We start from the raw sequence: 25,442 nt of genomic DNA on the forward strand, positions 1-25,442 counted from the left end.
TCAACGGACGGCTCAGGCCGTCCGTTCCGTTATGGTTCCCTCAGTGGGCGCCTGCTCCAGTTGTGACAGCGAGCAGTGCAGCCGCCAGATAATCGACGCCAGTTCCCGCGCGGCAGGTTGATGGTGGTGCGAAAGCGCATCGCAAATACGCTGCAACTCGTTCAGCGCTGAGGCCAGCGGCCGTTGCTGAACCCCGCGCTCGCTCATGACGTCACGCAACAGACCGATACAGATGTCGCGTACCTGCACCAGCGGATCAGAGCGCGTTTGCCAGTCGCGAAGCTGCCACACGACGTGAGTGCAGTTCAACAACACGACGCCCCAGCGCAGCAGCCAGCGACGCGCCAGTGCATCCTGGCTGTTGCTGAGCTGGCTGATGCGGTGGTAAACCAGCGATTCAAATTCATGTTCGCTCTGCTGTGGATGACGGCTGAGTTGATCGACAAAGTGACGCCGTAACGCCCGGATGTGGCGACGGCTTTTCCGGGCGTCAGAACCGGGTTTCAGCACGGCAAAGGCCAGCCACGCCAGCCCCACGCCGAGGATTTTAGCCAGATTGTCGTTAAGGAATGAGTCGAAGTCGTAGGTCGGCGGATTGGTGACCGAAATGAACGAACCCATAAACACAATGAGTTGTCCCCACAAACCGGCAAGCTTCGGCATCTGCAATTTGAGTAGCTGCATGGTTGTCAGCAGCGGGAACAAAAACAGCAGGAACTGCCAGAGATCGCTGATTTGCACCATCAGGCCGAATTTCACGACAAAGCTGAACGCCGAGAGCAGCAGCAGCGTTCGCAGCAGCAGCGTCAGGGAATTAAACGGCGAAGGCGACGCGGAATAGAGCACACAGCAGATGGCGGCAAGCGTCAGCGCCGCTGGACCGGATGACCACTGGGCGCTGATGCTCCAGCCGCCGACGGTCACCAGCGCGCAGAAGGTGCGAATGCCGTTCCACAGCGCTTCCGCATGGTCGGTATTACGGGTTAATGCCGGCGCCTGCGGAACCGTGAACTCGGAAATAGCGGAAGCATTCTCCAGCCGATGCAACCACTGGCTTGAGCGTAAATAGAGGCGACAGAAGTAGCGCAGGCGCTGCCAGAATGCCTGGTGACGGTAATCCAGCGGATCGACCGGCGCCAGCGGGGCGATAATTTTGGCAATGGTGTAAACATCAATATCCGGTCGCGCCAGCGCTTTTAGCAGCGTTTCGATAATCTCACGGGTGTTTTCCGGTGGCGTCGGCCAGTTCAGGAGCATACGTCGCAGACTGGAGATCACGCTGGTTAAACGCAACTGCTGGTGGAGCAAGTAGTTGAGCAGCCGGTTCTGACGGCGAAAGCGATAATGGCTCCAGAATGCCTGAATACGCAGCAGGTTCATGGTCAGGATCTGGCCGATGACGCTTTCATGCGCGGTGCGAATCGCATCGGAGGTTTCAGGTTGCCAGAGCAGGCTGGCGTGTTCCAGGATGCGGGCATGCATATTTTTGAGCGCGGTCAGCAGCGCATTGCCGTCCGACGTGCTGGGCATGATCATCATCATCAGCGCCCCGCTCAACAACCCGACAAGCACTTCGCATACGCGGGCCTGGGCGATTTCCCAGAGTTGCGTGGCGTCAACGATGTTAATCACCGGAAAAGCGATGATCGCGCAGGTATACCCGGCAAGCTGGAACGCATAGGCGGCGTTGTTGGTAAACATCGCGCACGCCCAGGTGCAGAAGGCAAGCCACGCCGACATGCTGAACAGGAAGAACCACGGATCGGTCAGCGTGTGGCCGGCGATGACCAGCGCGGCGCAGGCGCCAAGCAGGCTACCGGCGATGCGGCCAATGCTTTTACTGATAACCCCGCCAACGGTCGGGAAGCTGACGACGGCGGCAGACGTCATGGCCCAGTAGGGTTCATCCAGATTGAGGTAATAGGCAAAGCTCAGCGCCAGGCACATCGCAATACCGTTGCGCAGCGCATAGCGCCACTGCGGCCTCGTCGCCCTTATCCAGGGAAGCGCGCGCCAGGACAGGCTCTGAAGCGCCATTATTTACCGCCGATGGAGACGGTGCAGGTGGTCCCGGAGACCAGCGTCAGAGAGTCGGGTGAGGTGTCGAACTCAATGCGTACCGGCACGCGCTGTGCCAGCCGTACCCACGGAATTGTCGGCTTAATATCCGCAACCAGCTGACTATCGCTGGCAACGCTCTGGTCGTTAATCGCACGACCGATGCTGGATACGTGACCCTGTAACGTTTGGCTGTTACTATAGAGCACAATTGTCGCCTTATCGCCGGGTTTGATATGCCGCAGCTTGGTCTCTTCAAAGTAGCCGACCACGTAAAACGAATGGCTGTCGACGAGCGCGAAAACCGGATGTCCGACGGCGGCGTAGTCGCCCGGGCGGGTCGACAGATTGGTGACCCAGCCGTCGACCGGCGCCTTAACCACCGTTTGTCCTAATTGCCAGCGGGCGTGTTCCAGTGCCGCATTTGCGGCTTCAACATTGGCTTTTGCCGCCTGTAGCGCAATAGTGACCGTGTCGAGATCTTCTGCGGAGATAAAGTTTTTTGGTAGTCCCTGACGGCGATCGGCTTCATGTCGGGCTTTCGCCTGTTCCGTTTGCGCTTTAGCCAGCTGCGCCTGGGCGGTCATCACCGCAATGCGGTAGGGCGTGTCGTCGAGACGAAACAGCACGTCGCCCGCGTTGACTCGCTGGTTATCACGGACGTTAAGCTCGATAATGCTGCCGGAAACCTGCGGCGTGACGCTCACTTGCTCAGCCCGAACTTTACCATCGCGAGTCCATGGCGATTGCATATAATAATTCCAGACCAGCCAGACGGCGATAATGGCGAGTGCCGCGACCAGTAACGTCGAGAAATATTTTAGTTTTTTCATCTTATAATCTTACCACTCGACAATCAGAACCAGAGACAGGCAAACGGACAGCGCGAACAGGGACAAATCCATCAGCATGGGGTGCCAGATATCACCTGCGTACATCCAGTCACGCAGCGTACGGTGAACGATAAGCCAGAGGAGAAAACCCAGCATCACCGCTTTAAACAAGGGGGGAAAATAAATGGACGCACCGACGATCAGATCCTGAAGGGGTAATCCCGAGGTAGTTAGCATCAGCTTCACGAGCAAAAATCCTTTGCAAAAGCAGAATTATGGGTTGAAAGATGTGATGGGCTTAAATATTTATAGGTGTAAATCATGGTGATGACCAACTGAGATGAGGCATTCCATTTGTTTTGGTAATTCAAATGCTGCACACTATTCTAAAATCAGTATAATAACTTAGCAAGCTAATTATAAGGAGATGAAATTGGAATCGCCATTAGGTTCTGATCTGGCACGGTTAGTGCGCATCTGGCGTGCTCTGATTGACCATCGCCTGAAACCTCTGGAGTTAACGCAGACGCACTGGGTCACGCTGCATAATATTCATCAGCTGCCGCCCGAACAGTCGCAAATTCAACTGGCTAAAGCGATCGGCATCGAGCAGCCGTCACTGGTACGTACGCTTGATCAGTTGGAAGAAAAGGGGCTGATTTCTCGTCAGACCTGTGCCAATGACCGCCGCGCCAAACGCATTAAGCTGACCGAAAAAGCAGAACCGCTCATTGATGAGATGGAGCTGGTTATTCGAAAAACCCGGGGGGAAATTTTGTCCGGGATTTCTGTGCAGGAACTGGAGGTGTTGCTCGGTTTAATCCGTAAACTGGAGCAAAACATTATCGAGCTGCAGTCCAAAGACTGATGGATAGTGGAATAGAGTGGAATAACGAAGGCCTTGTGGTTACAAGGCCTTTTTCTTTTTGGTATTGCGCTCATGCGCGGGTGTTAAATAAGCCGGTCAGCCTTGCGGCGGTGTCCCTTCAGCATTCGATAACACTACCTCTATTTGTACTAATGCCCCGGCAGGCAGCGCCGCGACGCCGACGGTACGGCGCGCCGGTATCCCCCGCGGGAAAAAGGCGGCATACACCTGGTCGACAGCGGCAGCATCGTCGATATTCTTCAAAAACAGGTTCACTTTCACGACGTCATCCAGGCGGTGGCCAATACTCTCAACAATGGTTCTGATATTTTTCAGACACTGTTCGGCCTGCGCCGGGACGCCGCCTGCGATAATGTTGCCCGTCTCCGCCACGAGGGGAAGCTGCGCCGACAGGTGGTTGTAGTGCGAAAACGCCACTGTCTGTGTGGACAGCGCGCAGCGCGGGGCGTCAGGGGTGTTGTGGGGCTTAACGATAATGCCATGGCGGTCCTCAACGCGCTGCGGCGGGGTACCGTCGCCGTGGGAAACCACGGCTTCAATTTGCACCCTGGCGCCAAGCGGCAGCGCGCTGGCGCAGACGAACGTTCTGGCCGGAAAGTAGGCGGCGGCTCTGGCGATGGCCGAATCCGGGAAGAAGGTGGTGTAGATCTCGTCAACGGCAGGGCTATCGGCAAGATCCGCGAGGAAAATCGTCATTTTCACAATATCGTCGAAGGGAACATCAATGCTTTCCAGGACAGCATTAATATTTTTCAGGCACTGCGCCGTCTGCGCTTTGATGCCGCCGTTCACCAGACTGCCGGTTTTCGGGTCGACGGGTAACTGCGCGGAGAGATTGTTGTAATGAGAGAACGCCACGGTCTGCGACGAGTGTAAACTTTCGGGCGCGTGAGGCGTATTTCTTGCCAGTTTTATCAGATCGCCTGCCTGCGGCGCCTGAGGAATGGTGCCTTCGCCGTTGGCGACCAGCGCCTCAATTTGCACTAAGGCGTCCATTGGCAATGCAGCCACTGCGACTGCCGTCAGCGCGGGGACGTAGTGCGGGAAAAAGGTGCGGTACACGTCGGTGACCGCATCAAGATCGGTGATGTTTTTAACAAACACGGTCACTTTGACAATATCGTTCATTATATGATCGATACTGGCTAAAATGGCGCTGATGTTGATAAGGCACTGCCTGGTTTGCTCCTGTATTCCACCGTCGACGCGTTTCCCGCTGACAGGATCAACCGGCAGCTGCGCGGAGATATGGTTGTAGTGCGAAAAGGCCACGGTCTGAGAATAGCGGCCTGAAGCGTCCGGCGCATTGCGGGTATTGCGGGCTAACACTGCGTTGTAACCACTCATGATCGTATTTACCTGTTGGGTTGACTAAATTATTAGCGTGTAAAAAACGGTGCAAAGGGTGTGTTAAACCTGCTCCGAGTCAGTAACTGAAGCGCGCAAAAGTTCCTCTTGTCGGTAGTCCTGCGGCAGCAGAATACTCATGATGATGGCGGTTAATCCGCCCGCGCAGATAGGGTTTTCCACCAGGACATACAGCGACGGCGGCAACACCTGAAATATCTCTGGCGAGTAGGAGACGCCCAGGCCAAGCCCAAGCGATGTCGCCACAATGAGTGTTTCACGACGGCGAAATCCGTTCGAGATGATGATGCGGATCCCCGCAATGGCGATCATTGAGAACATCAGCGTCATCGCGCCCCCCAGTACCGGAGACGGGATGGTGGTAAAAAAGCGTCCGATTGCCGGGAATAAACCCAGAATCACCAGAATCACGGCGATAACCCGCCCTACGTAGCGTGAAGCGACGCCGGTCATCTGAATGACGCCATTGTTTTGAGCAAAGTTGGTAAGGGGGAGTGAGCCAAGCGCCGAGGCGATGACTGACACGATACCGTCCGCCAGTACACCGCCTTTCAGCCGCGACTGGTATTCCTCGCCCTCGATGGGCCGGTTCGACACCATCGCGGTCGCGGTGATGTTGCCGACGGACTCCAGCACGCTCAGAAGATAGATGGTTCCAACAACTAAAAAGTTGTGAAAGCTGAAGGAAAAACCGTATTTAAACGGAGACGGAATCGTTACCAGCGGGACGTTTTGCAGTTTGCTGAAATCCACCATGCCAAGAAATAGCGCGGTGATATAACCGACCATTAACCCGATGGCGATGCCGCCCATGCGCAAAAGCGGATTTCGACAGCAGTTAAAGCCAATAACGACGATCAGCACTAATAACCCTAAACCGATATTTTCGTAATTGCCGAATGTACCGCTGTTCTTGGCGGCCATGCCGCCGCCAAAATCAATGATGCCGACCTTAATTAAACTCAGGCCTATCATCAGCACGACCACGCCGGTGACCGTTGGCGTCACGATTCGTCGCAGGTAGGGTAAAATAAACGAGGAACCCACCACTAAAAATGCGCCGACAAATGAAACACCTAACAACGATGACAATATAAGACTTTCATCAAGGCCATCCTGTTTCATACTGCTGCCGATAGCTATCATAACGGTAACAAAAGAGAAGTTTACCGACTGAATGGACAGCAAACCAGAGCCAACGCAGCCATAGCGGTTTACCTGTAACCAGGTACCTACACCTGAGGCGATCATGACCATGGAGACAAGGTAAGTTATTGTTTCTGTTGATAGTTGTAGTGAGGCGCCGACGATTAATGCGGGGGTGATCATCGGTACAAAAATAGCCAGTAAGTGGGTGATCGCCGCAACGATCGCGTGGTGAAAGGGCGGCTTGTCTTCTAATTCGAAAATAAGGTCGCTATTTGTGTTTTTTAAATCGGACATCCAATTACTCCCTCTGCTATGGCGGAGAACACAAAACGGTTAATAATAAATTTTCACGTATCTTAAATACGGTATTTAACGATGACAAACATCAGCAAAAAAGATGCCATGGCCTGATGGCACCTCTTTTAATGCTAATTATTTGCGTGGCTTGTCACATAAATGTGCTATCAGAGTGATGAGAGCGGAGACGGTATTTACGGCAGAGATAACGCAGAGGGGAAATCGGGAAATCAATTTGATAGTGGAAAATTACCACGTCTCATCATGAGAATAGTCTTATGAGAACATAACGTCCAGGATGCCCCTGAATAGACTTATTTCAGGGGCAGGTGTCATACGGATGGACTGCTAGCGCGCAGGTTGCCAGAGAACAACCTGGTTGCGCCCATTTTCTTTCGCCTGATACATCGCTTCGTCGGCGCGCTGGACGCTGGCCTCGACACCGTGTTCCGTGTGGGTGGCGGTGAACACACCCATACTGATGGTAATTTTCTCCGGGAAGCTACCGTTGCTGCTTTGCGAATCGTGTTCGCTAATGATAAGCCGAATCCTCTCGGCGACGCGATACGCATCTTCTGAAGGGGTATTCACCAGCAGTAACGCAAATTCCTCACCGCCGATACGGGCGGCAAGATCGTTTTCGCGGACCGACGTTTGCAGGACGCTGGCGACAAACTGGATAACCTTATCCCCTTGCAGGTGGCCGTAGTTGTCGTTAATTCGCTTGAAGTGGTCCAGATCGCAAACAATCACGGAGACAGGTTGCAGCGGCGTTACCCTGGCGATGTTCTGGGTCAGTGTGTCATAGAAGTAGCTGCGGTTATAGAGCCGGGTCATCGGGTCGCGAATCGAGTTCTGATAAGAGCTCTGGTACTTGCTGTTGGAGTCTTTATAAAGCGTAAAAACATCGCCCAGCAGCACGAAAATCAGGAACAGGGTGGCGATGGTTTCAAATAGCCGCGCCTGATACCAGTTGTAGCCATCACCGACCGACGATGAAAAAAGTAGCGTTAGCGTCACAATATAAAAAACGCAGAAAAAACAACCGCTGAACCAGAATATATTACGTAGCTGAGTTATTACCAGCATGGTGACAAGCGTCAAGGACCAGATGGCAATAAGCAACCAACCCACTTCATGTTGCCACAGAAGTGTGAAATTTCGGGTAATATTGTCAATAAATGTAACGTTAATATGATCATAATGGCTGGAGTAGAACCAGGATAACGCCAGCATCAGAACAGTAAAGCCCATCATTAAAGATACGATAATGATATGGTTTTTTACCGTGTGCATATTATATTTGCGATATTTGAATAACAACACGGCAACTAAAAATAACACTGCCATCATAATGTTGCGGAAAAAGTAATAAATTAGCGCATCATTATAGTTAATGCGTGCAGCGGAGGTGCAGAGAAACCAGTCGGGATAGCTACTCAGGGTGCCCAGCATCAGCAGGGCAGAGCCAGCAAAACCACAGGCGATCGCGATATGGTACAACCGGCTCTTGTCACACAAATACTTCATCACCATGAATACGGCAATCGTAATATGGAAAATCATTAAAAAGCCGGTCATGACCGGGAATAAAATTGATGATGTCAAAGGAATATGGTGAATAACACGGTGTGACAGCACGTATAGCACAAAGCTAGACATGGCGCAGATGCCCAGAAAAACAAGCAGCCGACGAAGCGGAATTACAACATGTGTGCGCATAAGCATATCCTGATGATAATACGTCAACTTCATGGACGATACGGAAGAAAAAAGAATCGGCCTGAGCGTAGTATATAAAAGTGACTTTACGTGAGTGTTGCGCAGGAACAAGATTATAGCAGTGTTGTTGATGGCTATATATTCATATCATGAATACGAAATGGGTTTTGTTACGCTTAATCGCTTTAATATATTCTTGTTAAAAATAAGAGTGTGGCCGCAAGGACCACACAATAGCGTCATTAGCGAGGAGAAACAGTCACCTGGCTGCCGTTGCTGGCCATCACGACGCGTTGTCCCACGGCGAATTGAGTATCGCCCTGTTTCTGCACAACCATAATGGTGTTGCCGTCATCTTTACGAATTTCCAGCTCAACACCCTGTGTTTTGTTCATCGCGCTCTGTACGCCCTGACCGGCGACACCGCCTGCGACCGCGCCCGCTGCCGTCGCTAAATCACGACCTGTACCGCCGCCGACGGTGTTACCCAGGAAGCCGCCAAGAACAGCGCCGCCGATCGCGCCGACGACGTTAGAATTGTCGCCACCCTGGATCTGTACCGGACGGACATGGACGATTGTCCCGTAGGCGACATTCTGAACCTGTTTCGCTTCAGAGGCGGAATACACATCGCCGGATAAGCCGCTGCTGCTGACACAACCGCCGAGGCTTAAACCAATCATTGAGACGGCCAATACACGTAACATCATTTATGAATCTCCTGTTCACCAAGAAACGCCCTTGAGGGCATCCTTCGCGGCAATTATAGGGTATTTGTCTGTCGCAGGTCATTTGTTCTGCGTGCCCTGACGTAACATTCTAATCGCTCACCGCTTAACCAAGGATAAACGGCAGCGGCATGCCGGACGTTTGCACCTGCCGTTGCGGAGTATTTCCGCTGCATTGTTAAAATTTATTATTGGATCATGGCATTAGATACCACTTTATGATTCATTGTTACCCTTATGTCAAAGAACTAAGGAAGGCGTATGAAGTCGGGTCGTTATATTGGCGTCATGTCAGGCACCAGCCTTGATGGGGTGGATGTCGTTCTCGCGGCGATCGATGACACGATGGTGGCGCAGCAGGCCAGCCTGTCATTTCCTATTCCGATTACCCTGAAAGAAGCGATCCTCGCGATTTGCCAGGGCCAGCAATTGACCTTATCGCAGTTGGGGCAGCTCGATACCCGACTGGGGCGACTGTTTGCTGATGCCGTACTGGCGCTGATGGCGCAAGAGCGACTTTCAGCCGGGGAGGTGATCGCCGTGGGGTGTCATGGACAAACCGTCTGGCATGAACCCACCGGCGAGGCGCCGCATACGATGCAGATCGGCGACAATAACATCATTGCGGCCCGGACCGGTATTACGGTCGTCGGCGATTTTCGCCGTCGAGATATTGCGCTGGGCGGCCAGGGCGCGCCTTTAGTTCCCGCTTTCCACCACGCGCTGCTTGCGCATCCGACGGAGCGTCGGGTGGTGCTGAATATTGGCGGTATCGCCAACCTGTCGCTGCTGTACCCCGGGCAGCCGGTGCGGGGGCACGATACCGGTCCCGGGAATATGCTGATGGACGCCTGGATCTGGCGCCAGTGCGGTAAACCGTACGACAAAGATGCGCAATGGGGCAGTTCCGGCAAGGTGATTCTGCCGCTGTTGCAGTCAATGCTCAGTGACCCGTGGTTCTCGTTGCCCGCGCCCAAAAGCACGGGGCGCGAATATTTCAATTATGGCTGGCTGGAGCGACATCTGGCGCACTATCCAGGGCTGGCGCCGCAGGATGTTATGGCGACGCTGGTGGAATTAACTGCAGTGACCATCAGCGAACAGGTGATGCTGAGCGGTGGGTGTGAACGGCTGTTGGTCTGCGGCGGAGGGAGTCGCAATCCGCTGCTGATGGCGCGTCTGGCGGGACAACTCGCCGGGACCGAAGTCGCTACGACGGATGCCTGGGGCGTCAGCGGCGATGATATGGAAGCGCTGGCGTTTGCCTGGCTTGCCTGGCGGACGCTCGCCGGGTTGCCGGGAAATCTCCCCTCGGTGACCGGCGCCAGTGGCGCGACGGTGCTTGGCGCTATTTTTCCCGCCAACGGGCAAAGACCAGGAATTAACTGACAGAGTCAGACAATCGCAGCCGTTACAATGGAATTATACCCTGAGGGCGCTTGCGCCCTCTGTGATCAGGAAAGTTGTAAGGCATGCTAATGAAAAAAATACTTATCGCTGTTGTCCCCTTTATGCTCGCCGGGTGTAGCTACTACAACCAGTTTGTCGAGCGGATGCAAACCGAAAAGCTGGAGTACCAGTGCGATGAGAAACCGCTGACCGTTAATCTCAACAACACACGCCAGCAGGTGAGTTTTATCTACGACAACAAGCAATTGAACCTGACTCAGGGGATCTCCGCCTCAGGAGCGCGTTACACCGACGGCATTTATGTATTCTGGTCGAAAGGCGAAGAGGCGACGGTGTACAAACGTGACCGTATCGTCCTGAATAACTGTCAGTTGCAAACCCCGAAGCGTTGAGATTTTCAGCCTAGCGGCGCACAATAGCGTCACCGAATGATTCATATCCTGAACGCTATGTCTGATAACGACGATCTGCAGCAAATCGCGCATCTGCGCCGTGAATATACCCGTGGAGGCCTTCGCCGTCGCGATCTTCCCGCTGAACCTCTGGCGCTGTTCGAGCGTTGGCTGGGCCAGGCCTGTGAGGCTAAACTTGCCGACCCGACGGCAATGGTCGTGGCGACCGTTGATGAAAACGGGCAGCCTTATCAGCGTATCGTGTTGCTCAAACACTATGATGAAAAAGGGCTGGTGTTTTATACCAACCTCGGTAGCCGCAAGGCGCATCAGATTGAGCAAAACCCCCGTGTTAGTTTGCTTTTCCCCTGGCATATGCTGGAGCGGCAGGTGATGGTGATCGGCAAAGCCGAACGTCTGTCTACCCTTGAAGTGGTGAAATATTTCCATAGCCGCCCGCGCGACAGCCAGATCGGCGCCTGGGTCTCTAAGCAATCAAGCCGTATCTCCGCGCGTGGGATCCTCGAAAGCAAATTTCTGGAGCTGAAACAGAAATTCCAGCAGGGCGAAATCCCGCTACCGAGTTTTTGGGGCGGTTTTCGCATCAATATCGAGCAGATGGAGTTCTGGCAGGGGGGCGAACACCGCCTGCACGATCGATTTTTATACCAGCGCGACAACGGCGCGTGGAAAATCGACCGGCTCGCGCCTTAATTGCGTAATTTGTTGTTTTAAGCGTTGGCACAACCGTGGCTGGCGCTTTATGCTATGAACCCTTCGCATCTGGCGAAACGTCGTGTACCGGCAAAGGTGCAGCCTGTTTTATACATGGAGATTTTGATGGCAAGCAGTAACTTGATTAAACAATTGCAAGAGCGGGGCCTGGTGGCTCAGGTGACGGACGAGGAAGCGTTAGCAGAGCGACTGGCGCAAGGCCCGATCGCGCTCTATTGCGGCTTCGATCCCACCGCTGACAGCTTGCATTTGGGGCATCTTGTTCCCTTGTTATGCCTCAAACGCTTCCAGCAGGCAGGCCACAAGCCTGTAGCGCTGGTGGGCGGCGCGACCGGTCTGATTGGCGACCCGAGCTTTAAAGCCGCTGAGCGTAAATTGAATACCGAAGACACCGTCCAGGAATGGGTGGACAAAATTCGCAAACAGGTGGCGCCGTTCCTCGACTTTGACTGCGGCGACAACTCCGCGATTGCGGCGAACAACTACGACTGGTTTGGCGGCATGAACGTGCTGACCTTCCTGCGCGATATCGGTAAACACTTTTCCGTTAACCAGATGATCAACAAAGAAGCGGTGAAGCAGCGTCTGAACCGCGACGATCAGGGCATCTCGTTTACCGAATTTTCCTACAACCTGCTGCAGGGCTATGATTTCGCCTGCCTGAATAAGCTGCATGGCGTGGCGCTGCAGATTGGCGGTTCCGATCAGTGGGGTAACATCACCTCCGGTATCGACCTGACTCGCCGCCTGCATCAGAACCAGGTCTTCGGCCTGACCGTTCCTCTTATCACCAAAGCGGACGGCACCAAATTCGGCAAGACCGAAGGCGGCGCGGTATGGCTGGATCCGAAGAAAACCAGTCCGTACAAATTCTACCAGTTCTGGATCAACACCGCGGATGCCGATGTATACCGCTTCCTGAAGTTCTTCACCTTCATGGAGATTGCAGAAATCAATGCGCTGGAAGAAGAAGATAAAAACTCCGGTAAAGCGCCGCGTGCGCAGTACGTCCTGGCTGAGCAGGTTACCCGACTGGTTCACGGCGAAGAAGGCCTGGCAGCGGCTAAACGTATTACCGAAAGCCTGTTTAACGGCACCCTGAGCTCGCTCAGCGAAGCTGACTTTGAGCAGCTGGCGCAGGACGGCGTACCGATGGTTGAAATGGAGAAGGGCGCCGATCTGATGCAGGCGCTGGTGGATTCCGAACTGCAGCCGTCCCGCGGCCAGGCGCGGAAGACCATTGCGTCCAACGCCATCACCATCAACGGTGAAAAGCAGTCCGACCCGGAATACACCTTCGTTGACGGCGATCGCCTGTATGGCCGTTATACGCTGCTGCGTCGCGGTAAGAAAAACTACTGCCTCATCTGCTGGAAGTAACCTTTCAGAAATAACAGGGCGTGGGAAACCACGCCCTTTCTTTTTTGCTGTGGATAATAAAATGAAGAACATCCTCGCTATCCAGTCTCACGTGGTGTTTGGTCATGCCGGCAACAGCGTGGCGGAGTTTCCGATGCGCCGTCTGGGCGCTAACGTCTGGCCGCTGAACACCGTTCAGTTTTCCAACCACACGCAGTATGGCAAATGGACCGGCTGTGTGATGCCGCCAGCGCATCTGACCGAGATTGTTCAGGGGATCGCCGATATCGATAAGCTGAAAAGCTGCGATGCTGTACTGAGCGGCTATCTGGGATCCGCTGAGCAGGGCGAACATATTCTTGGCATCGTCCGTCAGGTGAAAGCGGCCAACCCGCAAGCGAAATATTTCTGCGACCCGGTGATGGGGCATCCTGAGAAAGGCTGCATCGTGGCGCCGGGCGTCGCGGAGTTCCACGTCCGTCATGCGCTGCCGGCGAGCGATATTATCGCGCCGAACCTGATTGAACTTGAGATCCTCTGCGGCCACGCGGTGAACAGCGTGGAAGAGGCGGTGACGGCGGCCCGCGAACTTATCTCCCAGGGGCCGGAAATCGTGCTAGTGAAGCATCTGGCGCGAGCCGGACGTCGCGCCGACGGCTTTGAAATGCTGCTGGTGACTGCCAGCGAAGCGTGGCATATCAGCCGTCCTCTGGTTGATTTTGGCACGCGTCAGCCGGTCGGCGTGGGGGATGTGACCAGCGGACTGCTGTTGGTTAAGCTGTTGCAGGGCGCAACGCTGCGTGATGCGCTGGAGCACGTCACTGCGGCAGTGTACGAGATCATGGAGGCGACGCACCGGATGGGGGAATACGAACTTCAGGTGGTCGCCGCGCAGGACAGAATTGCGCAACCGGAGTATGCCTTCAGCGCAACGGCGTTATAATGTCGGCAAGCCCGGAGCGTACTCCGGGCTTATTTCAGGATTAGTTCAGACCTTCCGCGGCGAGCGCCGCGACCACGGCCGGACGCGCCGCAACGCGCGCCATGTAGGCTTCAATATTTTTCAGCCCGCTCATATCCAGCTTCACGGCGCGGGCCCAGCGCAGCACGGTAAAAAGATAGGCGTCAGCGATAGTAAAACGCGGGCCGCTTACCCATTCCACGTTTTGCAGCGAATCATTCACGTACTGTAGTTTCTTCTCCAGCTGTGCCCTTGCGGTGGGTTTGTAGTCTTCCGGGGTGTCCGGACGGAACAGCGGGGTGAAGCCTTTATGAAGCTCCGTCGCCACGTAGTTCAGCCACTCCAGCGTTCTGTAACGCGCAATGCTGCCCGTCGGCGCCAGTAGCTGACGGTCTGATTTGATGTCAGCAATATACTGCATGATGGCGACGCCTTCGGTCAGCAGCGTATTGTCGTCCAGCAGCAGGGTGGGAACCTGCCCTTTGGGGTTGATTTTCAGGAAATCGTCGCCGTTTTCCAGCTGCTTTTTGGCAAGATCAACACCGGTAAGTGAGAAGTCGAGCCCACTCTCGCGCAGGGTGATATGGGAAGCAAGAGAGCACGCGCCGGGTTTGTAGAACAATTTCATGACTCATTCCTTCTGACAGAGATGTCTCTCTATCCTGCGGCGCAGTCCAATAAAAAACAAGATTCTTTCGTGGGGGAAGCGCTAAAAAAAACCGCTGATATATTCTCAGCGGTTTGAAAGAAAATCGTTTCCCGAAAAGCGTTACGCGGTGGCGGTTTCGCTCGATTTCGCGGAAGAACTGTCGTCCTGCGTCATGCGGTTCAGCTTCGGCGCAGTCAGCAGCATCAGGACGGCGATGACGGCGGTCGCGATACCGATCTGCATGAAGACGCGACCATACACGTCCAGAGACACCAGTGGGTCGGTAACGTTTTCCGGTACCGCCATCAGGTTGGCAATCTTACCCGCGATAATCGCCGCACCTGCGGTGGTGAGGAACCAACTGCCCATGATGAAGCCCATCAGACGCTGCGGCACCAGCTGTGCCACCATCGCCAGGCCCAGGCCGGAGATCATCAGTTCACCGATGGACTGCAGCGCGTAGCTCATGATCAGCCAGTTAACGGAGACGATACCGGCGTCGCTGGCGAATTTAGCGCCCAGCGGCAGCACGAGGAACGCGCCGGAGCACAGTACCATACCGATAGCGAATTTGTGCGGCATCGGCAGACGGTCGCCCATCTTGTTGTAGATAGCGGCCAGAATCGGGCTACCAATCATGATCCAGAACGGGTTCAGCGCCTGGTACTGCTCCGGCTCGAACGCGATACCCAGAATGGAATGCTCAACGTTACGAATCGCGAAGAAGTTCAGCGAGGTCGGCATCTGGCTGTACAGAACGAAGAAGACGACGGCTTCCAGCATCAGGATGAAGGCAACGATCATCTTACGGCGTGCGGCACCCTGCATTGCGAACGCTTCTTTCGCAAACAGAATAACGATACACAGTGCGATAACGCCCAGCGCCATACGCGCGATGCCCTGGTTGTGCAGCAGCCAGGTAGCGATAGCAACCAGAATCACCACGCCGACGATGGTCGCCAGCAGTTTGCCGATGTGTACCGGTTCGAAGTCCGGTTTGGAACCGTACTGTTTAACCCATTTTTTGCAGAAGGCAAAGTTCACGACGGTGATCAGCATACCGACCACGCTCAGCGAAAACGCGACGCTCCAGCCAAATTTGGCGGCGAGCCATGGCGTTGCCAGCATAGAGAAGAAAGAACCGATGTTCACGGACATGTAGTACATGGTGAATGCACCGTCCAGACGCGGGTCATCTTTGGCATAGCAGGTAGAGAGCAGGGAGGACGGGTTGGCTTTGAACAAACCGTTACCCACGGCGATCGTCGCCATACCCATATAGACGATAGCGGCGTCATGGCCTGACCATGCGACCAGCGCATAGCCGATAGCCAGCACGACGGCGCCCAGCATAATAACGCGTTTGGTACCGAGAACTTTGTCACCCAGCCAGCCGCCGATAGCAACCAGACCGTATACCAGAGCACTAAAGGACGAAAACAGCGTGATAGAATCCGCTTCAGACATACCCAGTTGTTTAACCAGGTAAACGGCCATGATCCCTTGCAGGCCGTAATAGCCGAAACGTTCCCAAAGTTCGATAGAGAAAATGAGATAGAACGCTTTTGGCTGTTTGAAAGCGTTCAGACTCACGCTTTCTGTTGGTTTATTGTTTGCAGTAGACACATATACCTCTTTTTTTACATCCCATTTAAACGGGGGGGTCTGGGCGTGATGCTCATATGAACATCCACCTTATAGTTATTCTTGGAGGGGGAAACGGCAGGTAATGTTCACTATCCTGCCTGTTCAGGCAAGAGGTTTGTAATATTCCGTTACACATATCAGGCGCGTTATAATCTTCCGGACATATAAATGTTATTCAGCGTTAAATCTCTCCGTTTCATTTCTTCTGGTTTTTTTCACTACTACAGAGGGGAGGTGCAGGGGTGAAGGCGATATGTTCTGCTATTTTGTCATTATGGCAGTCATATGGTCTATTATTCGGAATAATACTGGTGTAATGTCTGGTTAAAAAATGGTTAACCCTTGTCCCGGCAATGCATTACGACACTTTGGATAACATGTTTGTAACGTTGTGTTATCGAGGTGATCTGTATCACATTTATATAGAATTTTTTTCTAATAAAAAAACGATTAACCTGCAATAGCGGTTAAGAGACAGAGGATAACATGTCAGCGCGGTGAAAAGCTGGTCAGATAGCGGGTGAGACCGCCGCCGGGGAGGGCGGCGATCGAATGTGCTGCGATCAGAGCTCGACCTTCTCTTTGAATTCGCAGAGATCTTCAATCAGGCATGAGCCGCAGCGCGGTTTCCGGGCGATGCAGGTATAGCGGCCATGCAGAATCAGCCAGTGGTGGCAGTCGACTTTAAATTCCGCCGGAACGACGTTGAGCAGTTTCTCCTCCACCTGTTCGACGTTCTTGCCAGGGGCGAAGTTGGTACGGTTGCAGACGCGAAAGATGTGGGTGTCGACGGCGATGGTCGGCCAACCAAATGCAGTATTCAGTACCACGTTAGCAGTCTTACGCCCAACGCCTGGCAGCGCTTCCAGCGCCGCGCGGTCTTCAGGCACAGTCCCGCCATGCTGTTCCAGCAGGATGCGGCAGGTTTTGATCACGTTTTCGGCTTTACTGTTAAATAAGCCGATGGTCTTAATATATTCCTTTACGCCGTCAACCCCCAGCTCGAGTATCGCCTGCGGCGTATTCGCCACCGGATAAAGCTTCGCCGTGGCTTTGTTGACGCTGACGTCTGTTGCCTGCGCGGACAGCAGCACCGCGATCAGCAGCTCGAAAGGGCTGGTGAAGTTCAGTTCTGTCGTTGGATGCGGGTTGTTATCGCGTAACCGGGTCAGAATTTCGAGCCGCTTCTCTTTATTCATGAGGCCTTCCCTGGGGTGGTGTTTACGGTAACGTCGACGCTTTGTGGGCGTGCGCTGGCGTGACGCTTCGCGCGTTCGTCTATCAGGTATTTTACGGCGAGCAGCATGCCAAGGCCAATAAAGGCGCCAGGCGGTAGCATTGCCAGCAGGAACGGCGTGTCGGTGTGGAATACCTCAATACGTAGCACCTTCGCCCAGCTTCCTAACAGGCTGTCCGCGCCGTCGAAAAGGGTACCGTTGCCGATGATTTCGCGCAGCGACCCGAGGACAAACATCGCACAGGTGGCGCCCATCCCGATGGAAAACCCATCAAGAGCCGAGAGCGCGGGGCCTTTTTTCGCCGCGAATGCTTCCGCACGGCCGACGACGATGCAGTTGGTCACAATCAGTGGAATAAAGATGCCCAGTGACTGGTACAGGCCGAAGGCGTAGGCGTTGATCAGCATTTGCACCACGCTCACCACCGAGGCGATGATCATGACGTAAATGGGGATACGGATTTCTGAGGGCGTCCAGCGCCGCAGCAGGGAAATCGTCAGGTTGGTTAACGTCAGCACCAGCGTCGTGGCAAGCCCAAGCCCAAGGGCGTTGGTCGCCGTTGAGGTCACCGCCAACAGTGGGCACATTCCCAGCAACTGCACCAGCGACGAGTTATTTTTCCACAACCCCTGGACGATGATGTCTTTAATTTCGCTCATGATTTACTCTTCACAGGGGGACAGGGTATTGAGTTGAGACGGTAGCGTTTCGGCGAACAGTCCCGCACGTTTAACCGCATTGACCACCGCCCGTGGCGTAATGGTCGCGCCGGTAAACTGGTCGAAATCACCGCCGTCTTTCTTCACTGCCCAGTGGCGGTCACTCGCGCCGCCAATCACTTTATCGGCAAAATGGGTGATCCAGTCAGAATGGCGCAGTTCAATTTTATCGCCAAGTCCTGGCGTCTCATGATGCTCCGTCACCCTGGACCCCAGTACCGTGCCTTTAAAATCCGCGCCGACCAGCAACTGAATATTGCCAGAATAGCCGTCCGGGGCGGTTGCTTCCATCACTGCGGCAACCGGCGTGCTATCCATTATGGCGATATACACCTTGTGGCTGCCTTTGCCTAAGGCCGGTGCGTTGAGCACATAGCAGCTTTTCAACAAATTATTATTATACCGATCCTGCGGCAGCACCTGAGAAAACAGCGTCATCTGCTGTTTTTCCGCCTGGACGTCGATGGTGCTCTTCGTTAACTGGTTGATGGCGGCGGTCAGCCCGGTGGCGCCAGCGGCAAACAGCGCCAGCGTGACGCCGTGTTTACGTATGGTTTTCAGCATGATGTTCCTCAGCGATGGCCGTATACGCGTGGGCGGGTGTAGTAATCAATCAGCGGCACGGTGATATTGGCCAGCAGGGTGGCGAATGCAACACCATCCGGATAGCCGCCGAAGCTGCGAATCAGCCAGACCAGCAGGCCCGCCAGCGCGCCGAACATCAGGCGTCCCCGGTTGGTCGTCGAGGCGGTAACGGGGTCCGTCAGAATAAAGAACGCGCCGATCATGGTGGCGCCGGACAACAGATGAATCTGCGGGGACGCCATGCTTTCAGGGGACGCTATCCAGCCGAGCGTACTGCATATTGCCAGGCTCAGCAGAAAACTGGTCGGGATATGCCAGCGAATGGCGCCTTTCCACATCAGGAAGAGTCCGCCGACAAGCCAGGCAATATTAACCCACTGCCAGCCCACGCCCGCCAGGGCGCCGCGGTAAATGGAAAACTGGAGAATGTCGTTAACGCGATGGCCCGCATGTAGCGAGGTTTTGAAGGTATCCAGCGGTGTGGCCTGGCTAATACCGTCAATGCCCATTTGCAGCGAGTTGATATCTGCGCCCGCAGAGGTATGACCAAAAAGGATAATTTGCGCGCTATCCCACAGGCCGGGCGTAGCGGCGGCAATGTCATGCGGCGGCAGCCAGGAGGTCATTTGCACCGGGAACGAAATCAGCAGCACCACGTAGCCGATCATGGCCGGGTTGAAGGGATTATGGCCCAGACCGCCATACAGCTGTTTGGCGATAATGACGGCAAAGGCGGTGCCGAGCACGATCATCCACCACGGCGCCGACGGCGGAATACTGACCGCCAGCAGCAGGCCGGTCAACAGGGCGGAATTATCACTCAGGGTCTGACCGATGCGCTGTTTACGCAGACGGAGCACCAGGGCTTCAGCCGCCCAGGCAGTGGCCGCTGCAAGGATAAGCTGCAGCAGAGTACCCCAACCGAAAAACCAGGTTTGCACGGCAATACCCGGCACGGTGGCCAGGATAACCAACATCATAATACGCGATGTCTGACGATGGTTATGGGTGTATGGGGAGCTTGCGATTTTAAAAACCATTTATTCCTCGTTGACGGCCTTTTGCGCGGCCTTCTTTGCCTGGACGCGGGCTATCGCCGCAGCGACTGCGGCTTTGCGCGGATCGTCATTGACGGCAGCCGCTTCTTGTTGTTGTTCTGCTTTGCGTGCCTTCGCGCGGGCAATCGCGGCCTCAATGGCCGCTTTACGCGGATCGGCTGGCGTAACTTCAGTCGCCGGAGCGGGCTCCTGCGCGGCTTTACGCGCTTTGGCTCGCGCAATGGCGGCTTCGACGGCCGCTTTGCGCGGGTCTGCGTGTTGTGCTGCAGGTTCTGCCGCTTCGACCGTTCCAGCAGGCTGGGTTTTGCTTTCCTGATTCGCTCGCGCCAGCGCTTTGCGCGCCTCGCGGGCGGCGATAACCGCGCTGTTATCCGGCTTTTCCCCGGCCAGAACAACAATAGGCTGCGCCGCGTGCTGTTTTTTCTCTCGGATGCGGGTAAGCGCCGCGTTAATGGCGTCCTGATCCTGCGCTGCGGGCTGTACGGCCGCTTGCTTATGGCGCTCAAGACGGGCGGCTTTCTCGCGTTCAAGTCTTGCCTGGCGGGCTTCGAAGCGCGCTTTGGCTTCTGCGGCGCGCTGCTCTTCCTGACGGATAGCGGCAATTTCGGCCTTTTCCTGACGAAAGTACTGCACCAGCGGGATATTGCTTGGGCAAACCCAGGCGCAGGCGCCGCACTCAATGCAATCTGACAGGTTATGCGTCTGCGCTTTATCGTGCTGTTGGCCTTTACTGAACCAGTAAAGCTGTTGCGGCAGTAAGTCTGCCGGGCAGGCATCCGCGCAGGCGCTACAGCGGATACAGCCTTTTTCTTCCTGCTGCTTGCCCATTTCCGACGGCGACGGCGCCAGCAGGCAGTTGGTTATTTTCACCACCGGTACGTCCAGCCAGGGCAGGGTAAAGCCCATGAGCGGCCCCCCCATAATGACCAGTTGTTCTGCCGACGGGCAAAATCCGGCGTCGGCGAGCAGATGTTGCACCGGCGTCCCCAGCCGTGCCCAGACGTTGCCTGGACGTCCGACCGATTCACCGGTCAGGGTGACCACACGCTCCGTCAGCGGCTCGCCGTCGATGATCGCGCGTTTTACGGCAAACGCCGTACCGACGTTTTGCATCAGTACGCCAATATCGGAAGAGCGTCCACCGTGCGGTACCTGCTTGCCGGTGAGAATTTGTGTCAGTTGCTTTGCACCGCCGGAGGGATATTTGGTGGGGATTACCCTGAGGTTGATGCCATGGGCATCGGCCAGTACAGCGCGCATCATGGAGATGGCCTGCGGCTTATTATCTTCAATGCCGATCAGCACCTGCTTAGGCTGCAGAATGTGCGCAAGGATGCGGACCCCTTCCACGATCTGCGCCGCGCAGTCCTGCATCAGGCGATCGTCGGCGGTGATATAGGGTTCGCACTCGGCGGCATTAATAATGAGGGTTTCTATCTTATTGCCGCCGCCCCGCAGCTTGGCGCCAGTCGGAAAGCCTGCGCCGCCGAGACCGGCCACGCCGAACTGATGAATTCGCTCGATAAGCGCATCGCGCGTTTTATTCTGCCAGTCGCTCCAGCCGTCGCGCTCAAACCACGTGTCGTGACCATCGGCTTCAATAATGACGCTGAGCTCTTCCAGCGCGGACGGATGCGCGGTGGAGTGGGGAGCAATAGCGATGACGACGCCAGAGGTCGGCGCGTGAACCGGCAGCATACGCCCCCAGCCGCGGGTCAGCGGCTGACCGCGCAGAACGCTGTCGCCAACGCTGACGCACAGCTCACCTTCAGCGCCACTGTGTTGCTTTAACGGAATGACGTAGCGCTGCGCCAGCGGGACCTGGCGTAACGGCGTGCCATTTGACTGGGTTTTCATTTCAGGTGGATGGATCCCGCCATCAAAGTCCCAGATTTTGTCCTTTTTAAACGCAGAAAATAACTTAAGCATGATGTTCCACAGGAATAATACGGACCGGAATGGTTTGCAGGTCCCATTTCCAGGTCTCCGTTGTGGTCTTGACCGGTTGCAGAGTGATGCACTGTGTGGGACATGGCGCAACGCAAAGATTGCAGCCGGTACACAGATCGCTGATGACGGTATGCATCGCGCGCGTCGCGCCGACGATGGCATCGACCGGGCAGGCCTGGATGCACTTTGTGCAGCCAATACAGTTAGGCTCGTCGATAACCGCCAGTACGCGCACAGGTTCCTGACTTGCCTCATCGCCGTCGGCGGGTTGAGGATCGACGTTCAGCAGTTCCGCAATTTTCAGCATCACCGCCTCGCCGCCGGGGGCGCAGCGATTAATCTTCTCGCCCTGGCAGCCAACGGCTTCCGCGTACGGACGGCAGCCCGGGTATCCGCACTGCCCACATTGGCTTTGCGGCAACAACTCATCAATTTTTTCGACGACCGGATCGTCCTCGACGGCAAATCGGCGCGAGGCATACCCGAGAATGCCGCCAAACAGCAGGCCGAGAAGGCTAAGGGCGATAATCGCTATCCACACTGCGTTCATTACAATTTCACCAGACCGCTAAAGCCCATAAAGGCCAGAGACATCAGACCGGCGGTAATCAGCGCAATCGCATTACCGCGAAACGGCGCAGGAACATCGGCGACAACCAGGCGTTCGCGAATGGCGGCAAACAGCACCATCACCAGGGAGAAACCGACTGCCGCCGAGAAACCATACAGGGCCGATTGCATGAAATTGTGGCCAAGGTTGATGTTCAGCAGGGCAACGCCAAGTACCGCACAGTTGGTGGTGATAAGCGGCAGGAAAATACCCAACAGGCGATACAGCGCCGGGCTGGTTTTACGCACCACCATTTCAGTAAATTGCACCACGACGGCAATCACCAGAATAAAGGCCATTGTGCGCAGATAGACAAGGTTGAGCGGGATCAGGATCCAGGTGTCAATCAGCCAGGCGCAGATAGACGCCAGCGTCATCACAAAGGTGGTGGCCAGTCCCATTCCCATGGCAGTTTCCAGCTTTTTGGAAACACCCATAAACGGGCACAGTCCAAGAAACTTCACTAATACGAAGTTATTGACCAGGACAGTACCGATAAAGAGCAGTAAGTAATCAGTCATTATTCGACCTGAAACCAAAAAAAAGCCGCCTATTATCGGTCAAACCACAAAAGGCGACAACAGATTATCTGTGGGGTTATTTACGGGTTAACGAAGGTGCGCTTTACGCGCGCCGAGCGTCTAAAATAGGGTGCCAGCAAGGCGGCAGCCAGCAGAGGAAACAGCAACTGGCGCAGCGCAAGTGCGTCGGAAACCGGAGAAAACGCAAAAGCTTTGACCGCTAACAGCACTGAAATCAGCAGCCAGATAATGTAGTGCTTCGGCACCAGCGCACGGCGCTTGAAAAAAGCGATAGTTAACCAGAACGTATAATACCACATTGCCGCGGCGAATAAGAACGAGAGCCCCCAGAGGATCATATTTCCCTGGCTTAATGCGCGTATCGCGGGCAGTGTCTGGGGAGAGATAAGCGCGCCGGCGTATAAGAAGACAGCCAGCGTTGCGCTGAGCAGCGCGACCAGTAGCCAGGCCAGTGGGGCGATCAGCCACCCGCCGATACGTTCTGCAGAATTTTCGGACATGACTTCTCCTGAAAATGGGCGCCAGTCAATGCGTTAAAAATGGAGGAGAAGTATAAGCAACTGACGCCCGGGATAACAGCCTTATTGCACGTAATGCCAAACGGATTTTGGTACCCGGCCCACGTCATACAGGCGACCGCCGGAGACGAGTTCGGCGCGGCGATGATCCGCAGCACGGTACATATTGACAATCTCGTCGGTGTTAGTCAGCGAGTAGTTAAGATGATCAAACAGTTTTTCCAGACTTTCAAGAGAGCTGATTTTACGGAATTTGAGTAAATAATCCTGAACGGTCATGTTAGTGCGTATCCATTTTATAATGTGATTTCTGAAGCCGAATATCCCCCTGATAAAAGCAATTCAGGGTGGCAGTTTCGGGAATGGAAAAGTTTTGGGTACCCGTGAATTATTTCGGGTATAAAAACCAAATACAACAACGGAAAAGCTTTCCGTTAACATAAAATCCAAAATAGGAGTTTTCTAATACGAATACGAAAGTCAGGCGCCAGTCAATGCCTGGGGAAGAAGGGTAACGCTGTTCTCCATGGCTGGCAATGGTGAATTGATACCAAAAAAATATTTTGCGGCTGAGGTCAGACAGGCCTCACCGACTGAAGCCGGTGAGGCCTGGGGGCCAGTATCATCGTTAAGATGTGTGGGGGCCTTTTTGTACGGCTGCCGTGGGTTCGGGAGGTTGGTAATTATCAATATGGTGCGCCACGATCAGTAAAAGCAAGGAAACACCAAGAACCACCCAACCTACCAGTTCGACAATCCGGGTCAATACGAGAGCCATAGTTTAAAAATAAAGTAAAAATAAACAGGGACTAAATGTTACCAGGCACCTGGCGTAACGCAAGTGTTGATTGCATGGTTTCCGCATTATTGTTGCGGAAAAGGCGTCAGTCGTCCTCCCCGGGGCATATACTGTCCCTAAACGGCTGTAAATGTGCCTTTAACGCTTACCCCGAGGAGAGGTTGCACTATGAGTGACACGATCCGCGTTGGATTAATCGGCTACGGTTATGCCAGTAAGACGTTCCATGCTCCGCTTATCAGCGGAACGCCGGGCATGACGCTGGCGGCGGTTTTCAGCAGTGATGAGACCAAAGTAAAAGCAGACTGGCCGACCGTGAAGGTGGTCTCTGATCCCAGAAACCTGTTCAACGACCCTGATATCGACCTTATCGTCATTCCAACACCCAATGATACGCACTATCCGCTAGCGAAAGCGGCGCTGGAGGCCGGGAAGCATGTCGTGGTCGACAAACCGTTTACCGTGACACTGTCACAGGCAAGGGAACTTGATAGCCTGGCGCACAGCGTTGGACGGTTGTTGTCGGTGTTTCATAACCGCCGTTGGGACAGCGATTTTCTGACTATCAAGGCGCTCATTGCTGAAGGGGCGCTGGGCGAAATCACCTGGTTTGAATCCCATTTTGACCGTTACCGCCCGCAGGTACGAAACCGCTGGCGAGAACAGGGCGGTCCAGGCAGCGGCATCTGGTACGATTTAGGTCCGCACCTGCTCGATCAGGCCATTTCGCTGTTCGGCCTGCCGGTCAGTCTGACGGTGGACCTGGCGCAATTGCGGCCCGGGGCGCAGTCCACGGATTATTTCCATGCGGTGCTGGCCTATCCGCAACGTCGCGTCGTGCTGCATGCCACACTGCTTGCCGCCGCAGAGACCGCGCGCTACATCGTGCATGGTTCCCGGGCGAGTTACGTAAAATATGGCCTCGATCCGCAGGAGGATCGGTTGAAAAGCGGTGAGCGTCCACCGCTGGAGGATTGGGGTTACGACATGCGCGACGGGGTGGTTACCCGCGTAGAGGGCGAAGATCGCGTCGAGGAGACATGGCTTACGGTGCCGGGAAATTATCCGGCCTATTATGCCGGGATCCGCGATGCGCTAAACGGTAACGCCGAGAACCCGGTACCGGCCAGCCAGGCGATTCAGATAATGGAGCTGATTGAGCTGGGCATCGAATCGGCGAAACGCCGCGCCACGCTGTGTCTTACCCGCTAAAACAAGCCGCTCAT

General features: G+C 54.8%; 26 protein-coding genes. 7 read left to right on the forward strand and 19 right to left on the reverse strand.

Annotated elements, in window-relative coordinates; all coding sequences use genetic code 11:
* Positions 1-12: 12 nt before the first annotated feature.
* From JO226_RS02815 to JO226_RS02825, 3 genes are read right to left on the reverse strand one after another with little or no spacing between them, the layout of a single operon-like run.
* Positions 13-2,037: an FUSC family protein gene (locus JO226_RS02815; protein ID WP_293489858.1), complete on the reverse strand. Its 2,025-nt coding sequence runs from the start codon at positions 2,035-2,037 to the stop codon at positions 13-15.
* Entirely contained in the window at positions 2,037-2,891 is an 855-nt protein-coding gene (locus tag JO226_RS02820; RefSeq protein ID WP_293489859.1) for an HlyD family secretion protein, read from the reverse strand. The genes JO226_RS02815 and JO226_RS02820 overlap by 1 nt, the downstream gene beginning before the upstream one ends.
* Before the next feature lie 9 nt (positions 2,892-2,900).
* Positions 2,901-3,137 (reverse strand): DUF1656 domain-containing protein, encoded by a 237-nt coding sequence (locus tag JO226_RS02825; RefSeq protein ID WP_293489860.1) that lies wholly within the window; start codon positions 3,135-3,137, stop codon positions 2,901-2,903.
* A gap of 181 nt (positions 3,138-3,318) precedes the next feature.
* Here JO226_RS02825 and slyA point away from each other — a divergent pair, with 181 nt between their 5' ends.
* Positions 3,319-3,759, forward strand: coding sequence for a transcriptional regulator SlyA (slyA, locus tag JO226_RS02830; protein ID WP_293489861.1), 441 nt, complete (start codon positions 3,319-3,321; stop codon positions 3,757-3,759).
* A 96-nt stretch (positions 3,760-3,855) separates the two neighbouring features.
* Here slyA and JO226_RS02835 read toward each other — a convergent pair whose 3' ends face one another.
* From JO226_RS02835 to slyB, 4 genes are all read right to left on the reverse strand, one after another.
* The gene (locus JO226_RS02835; protein WP_293489863.1) at positions 3,856-5,127 is read right to left on the reverse strand and encodes a Rid family hydrolase; all 1,272 of its coding nucleotides are present in this window, start codon (positions 5,125-5,127) and stop codon (positions 3,856-3,858) included.
* 63 nt (positions 5,128-5,190) lie between these two features.
* The gene (locus tag JO226_RS02840; protein ID WP_293489865.1) at positions 5,191-6,591 is read right to left on the reverse strand and encodes a nucleobase:cation symporter-2 family protein; all 1,401 of its coding nucleotides are present in this window, start codon (positions 6,589-6,591) and stop codon (positions 5,191-5,193) included.
* A gap of 351 nt (positions 6,592-6,942) precedes the next feature.
* On the reverse strand, positions 6,943-8,316 hold the full coding sequence (locus tag JO226_RS02845) for a GGDEF domain-containing protein (protein WP_293489867.1): 1,374 nt from the start codon (positions 8,314-8,316) through the stop codon (positions 6,943-6,945).
* A gap of 242 nt (positions 8,317-8,558) precedes the next feature.
* On the reverse strand, positions 8,559-9,026 hold the full coding sequence (gene slyB / locus JO226_RS02850) for an outer membrane lipoprotein SlyB (RefSeq protein ID WP_293489869.1): 468 nt from the start codon (positions 9,024-9,026) through the stop codon (positions 8,559-8,561).
* Between the two features lie 279 nt (positions 9,027-9,305).
* Here slyB and anmK point away from each other — a divergent pair, with 279 nt between their 5' ends.
* From anmK to pdxY, 5 genes are all read left to right on the forward strand, one after another.
* Positions 9,306-10,433 (forward strand): anhydro-N-acetylmuramic acid kinase, encoded by a 1,128-nt coding sequence (gene anmK, locus JO226_RS02855; RefSeq protein ID WP_293489871.1) that lies wholly within the window; start codon positions 9,306-9,308, stop codon positions 10,431-10,433.
* An 83-nt stretch (positions 10,434-10,516) separates the two neighbouring features.
* The gene (gene mliC / locus JO226_RS02860) at positions 10,517-10,846 is read left to right on the forward strand and encodes a C-type lysozyme inhibitor (RefSeq protein WP_293489873.1); all 330 of its coding nucleotides are present in this window, start codon (positions 10,517-10,519) and stop codon (positions 10,844-10,846) included.
* 57 nt (positions 10,847-10,903) lie between these two features.
* Positions 10,904-11,560 (forward strand): pyridoxamine 5'-phosphate oxidase, encoded by a 657-nt coding sequence (gene pdxH / locus JO226_RS02865; RefSeq protein ID WP_293489875.1) that lies wholly within the window; start codon positions 10,904-10,906, stop codon positions 11,558-11,560.
* Between the two features lie 126 nt (positions 11,561-11,686).
* Positions 11,687-12,961 (forward strand): tyrosine--tRNA ligase, encoded by a 1,275-nt coding sequence (gene tyrS, locus JO226_RS02870; protein WP_293489877.1) that lies wholly within the window; start codon positions 11,687-11,689, stop codon positions 12,959-12,961.
* A gap of 61 nt (positions 12,962-13,022) precedes the next feature.
* Positions 13,023-13,883, forward strand: coding sequence for a pyridoxal kinase PdxY (pdxY, locus tag JO226_RS02875; protein ID WP_293489879.1), 861 nt, complete (start codon positions 13,023-13,025; stop codon positions 13,881-13,883).
* Positions 13,884-13,923: 40 nt separating this feature from the next.
* On the opposite strand, the gene gstA is transcribed toward pdxY, so the two are convergent.
* The 12 genes from gstA to blr all read right to left on the reverse strand — a co-directional run bounded on the left by gstA (position 13,924) and on the right by blr (position 24,195).
* Entirely contained in the window at positions 13,924-14,529 is a 606-nt protein-coding gene (gene gstA / locus JO226_RS02880) for a glutathione transferase GstA (protein ID WP_293489881.1), read from the reverse strand.
* A 141-nt stretch (positions 14,530-14,670) separates the two neighbouring features.
* Complete coding sequence (gene dtpA, locus JO226_RS02885) at positions 14,671-16,176, reverse strand: dipeptide/tripeptide permease DtpA (RefSeq protein WP_293489883.1); 1,506 nt, start codon at positions 16,174-16,176, stop codon at positions 14,671-14,673.
* Positions 16,177-16,760: 584 nt separating this feature from the next.
* On the reverse strand, positions 16,761-17,396 hold the full coding sequence (gene nth / locus JO226_RS02890) for an endonuclease III (protein WP_293489885.1): 636 nt from the start codon (positions 17,394-17,396) through the stop codon (positions 16,761-16,763).
* Positions 17,393-18,094, reverse strand: coding sequence for an electron transport complex subunit E (locus tag JO226_RS02895; protein ID WP_293489887.1), 702 nt, complete (start codon positions 18,092-18,094; stop codon positions 17,393-17,395). Before JO226_RS02895 ends, nth begins: the two co-directional genes overlap by 4 nt.
* A 3-nt stretch (positions 18,095-18,097) precedes the next feature.
* Positions 18,098-18,718 carry an electron transport complex subunit RsxG gene (gene rsxG / locus JO226_RS02900; protein ID WP_293489889.1) on the reverse strand — a complete coding sequence of 207 codons (621 nt, stop codon included), beginning with the start codon at positions 18,716-18,718 and terminating at the stop codon, positions 18,098-18,100.
* Positions 18,719-18,726: 8 nt separating this feature from the next.
* The gene (rsxD, locus tag JO226_RS02905; RefSeq protein WP_293489890.1) at positions 18,727-19,779 is read right to left on the reverse strand and encodes an electron transport complex subunit RsxD; all 1,053 of its coding nucleotides are present in this window, start codon (positions 19,777-19,779) and stop codon (positions 18,727-18,729) included.
* On the reverse strand, positions 19,780-21,726 hold the full coding sequence (gene rsxC / locus JO226_RS02910) for an electron transport complex subunit RsxC (protein ID WP_293489891.1): 1,947 nt from the start codon (positions 21,724-21,726) through the stop codon (positions 19,780-19,782).
* On the reverse strand, positions 21,719-22,297 hold the full coding sequence (gene rsxB, locus JO226_RS02915; protein ID WP_293489893.1) for an electron transport complex subunit RsxB: 579 nt from the start codon (positions 22,295-22,297) through the stop codon (positions 21,719-21,721). Before rsxB ends, rsxC begins: the two co-directional genes overlap by 8 nt.
* The gene (rsxA, locus tag JO226_RS02920) at positions 22,297-22,878 is read right to left on the reverse strand and encodes an electron transport complex subunit RsxA (RefSeq protein WP_013366193.1); all 582 of its coding nucleotides are present in this window, start codon (positions 22,876-22,878) and stop codon (positions 22,297-22,299) included. Before rsxA ends, rsxB begins: the two co-directional genes overlap by 1 nt.
* Before the next feature lie 80 nt (positions 22,879-22,958).
* The gene (locus JO226_RS02925; RefSeq protein ID WP_293489898.1) at positions 22,959-23,399 is read right to left on the reverse strand and encodes a DUF2569 domain-containing protein; all 441 of its coding nucleotides are present in this window, start codon (positions 23,397-23,399) and stop codon (positions 22,959-22,961) included.
* Between the two features lie 81 nt (positions 23,400-23,480).
* Entirely contained in the window at positions 23,481-23,696 is a 216-nt protein-coding gene (ydgT, locus tag JO226_RS02930; RefSeq protein ID WP_293489900.1) for a transcription modulator YdgT, read from the reverse strand.
* Positions 23,697-24,045: 349 nt separating this feature from the next.
* A complete protein-coding gene (gene blr / locus JO226_RS02935; protein ID WP_293489902.1) occupies positions 24,046-24,195 on the reverse strand; it encodes a division septum protein Blr in 150 nt (49 codons plus the stop codon).
* A gap of 189 nt (positions 24,196-24,384) precedes the next feature.
* On the opposite strand from blr, the gene JO226_RS02940 reads away from it, so the two are divergent.
* Positions 24,385-25,428, forward strand: coding sequence for an oxidoreductase (locus JO226_RS02940; RefSeq protein WP_293489904.1), 1,044 nt, complete (start codon positions 24,385-24,387; stop codon positions 25,426-25,428).
* Positions 25,429-25,442: the final 14 nt, after the last annotated feature.

This window comes from Pluralibacter sp., assembly GCF_019237635.1.
Classification (GTDB): domain Bacteria; phylum Pseudomonadota; class Gammaproteobacteria; order Enterobacterales; family Enterobacteriaceae; genus Enterobacter_B.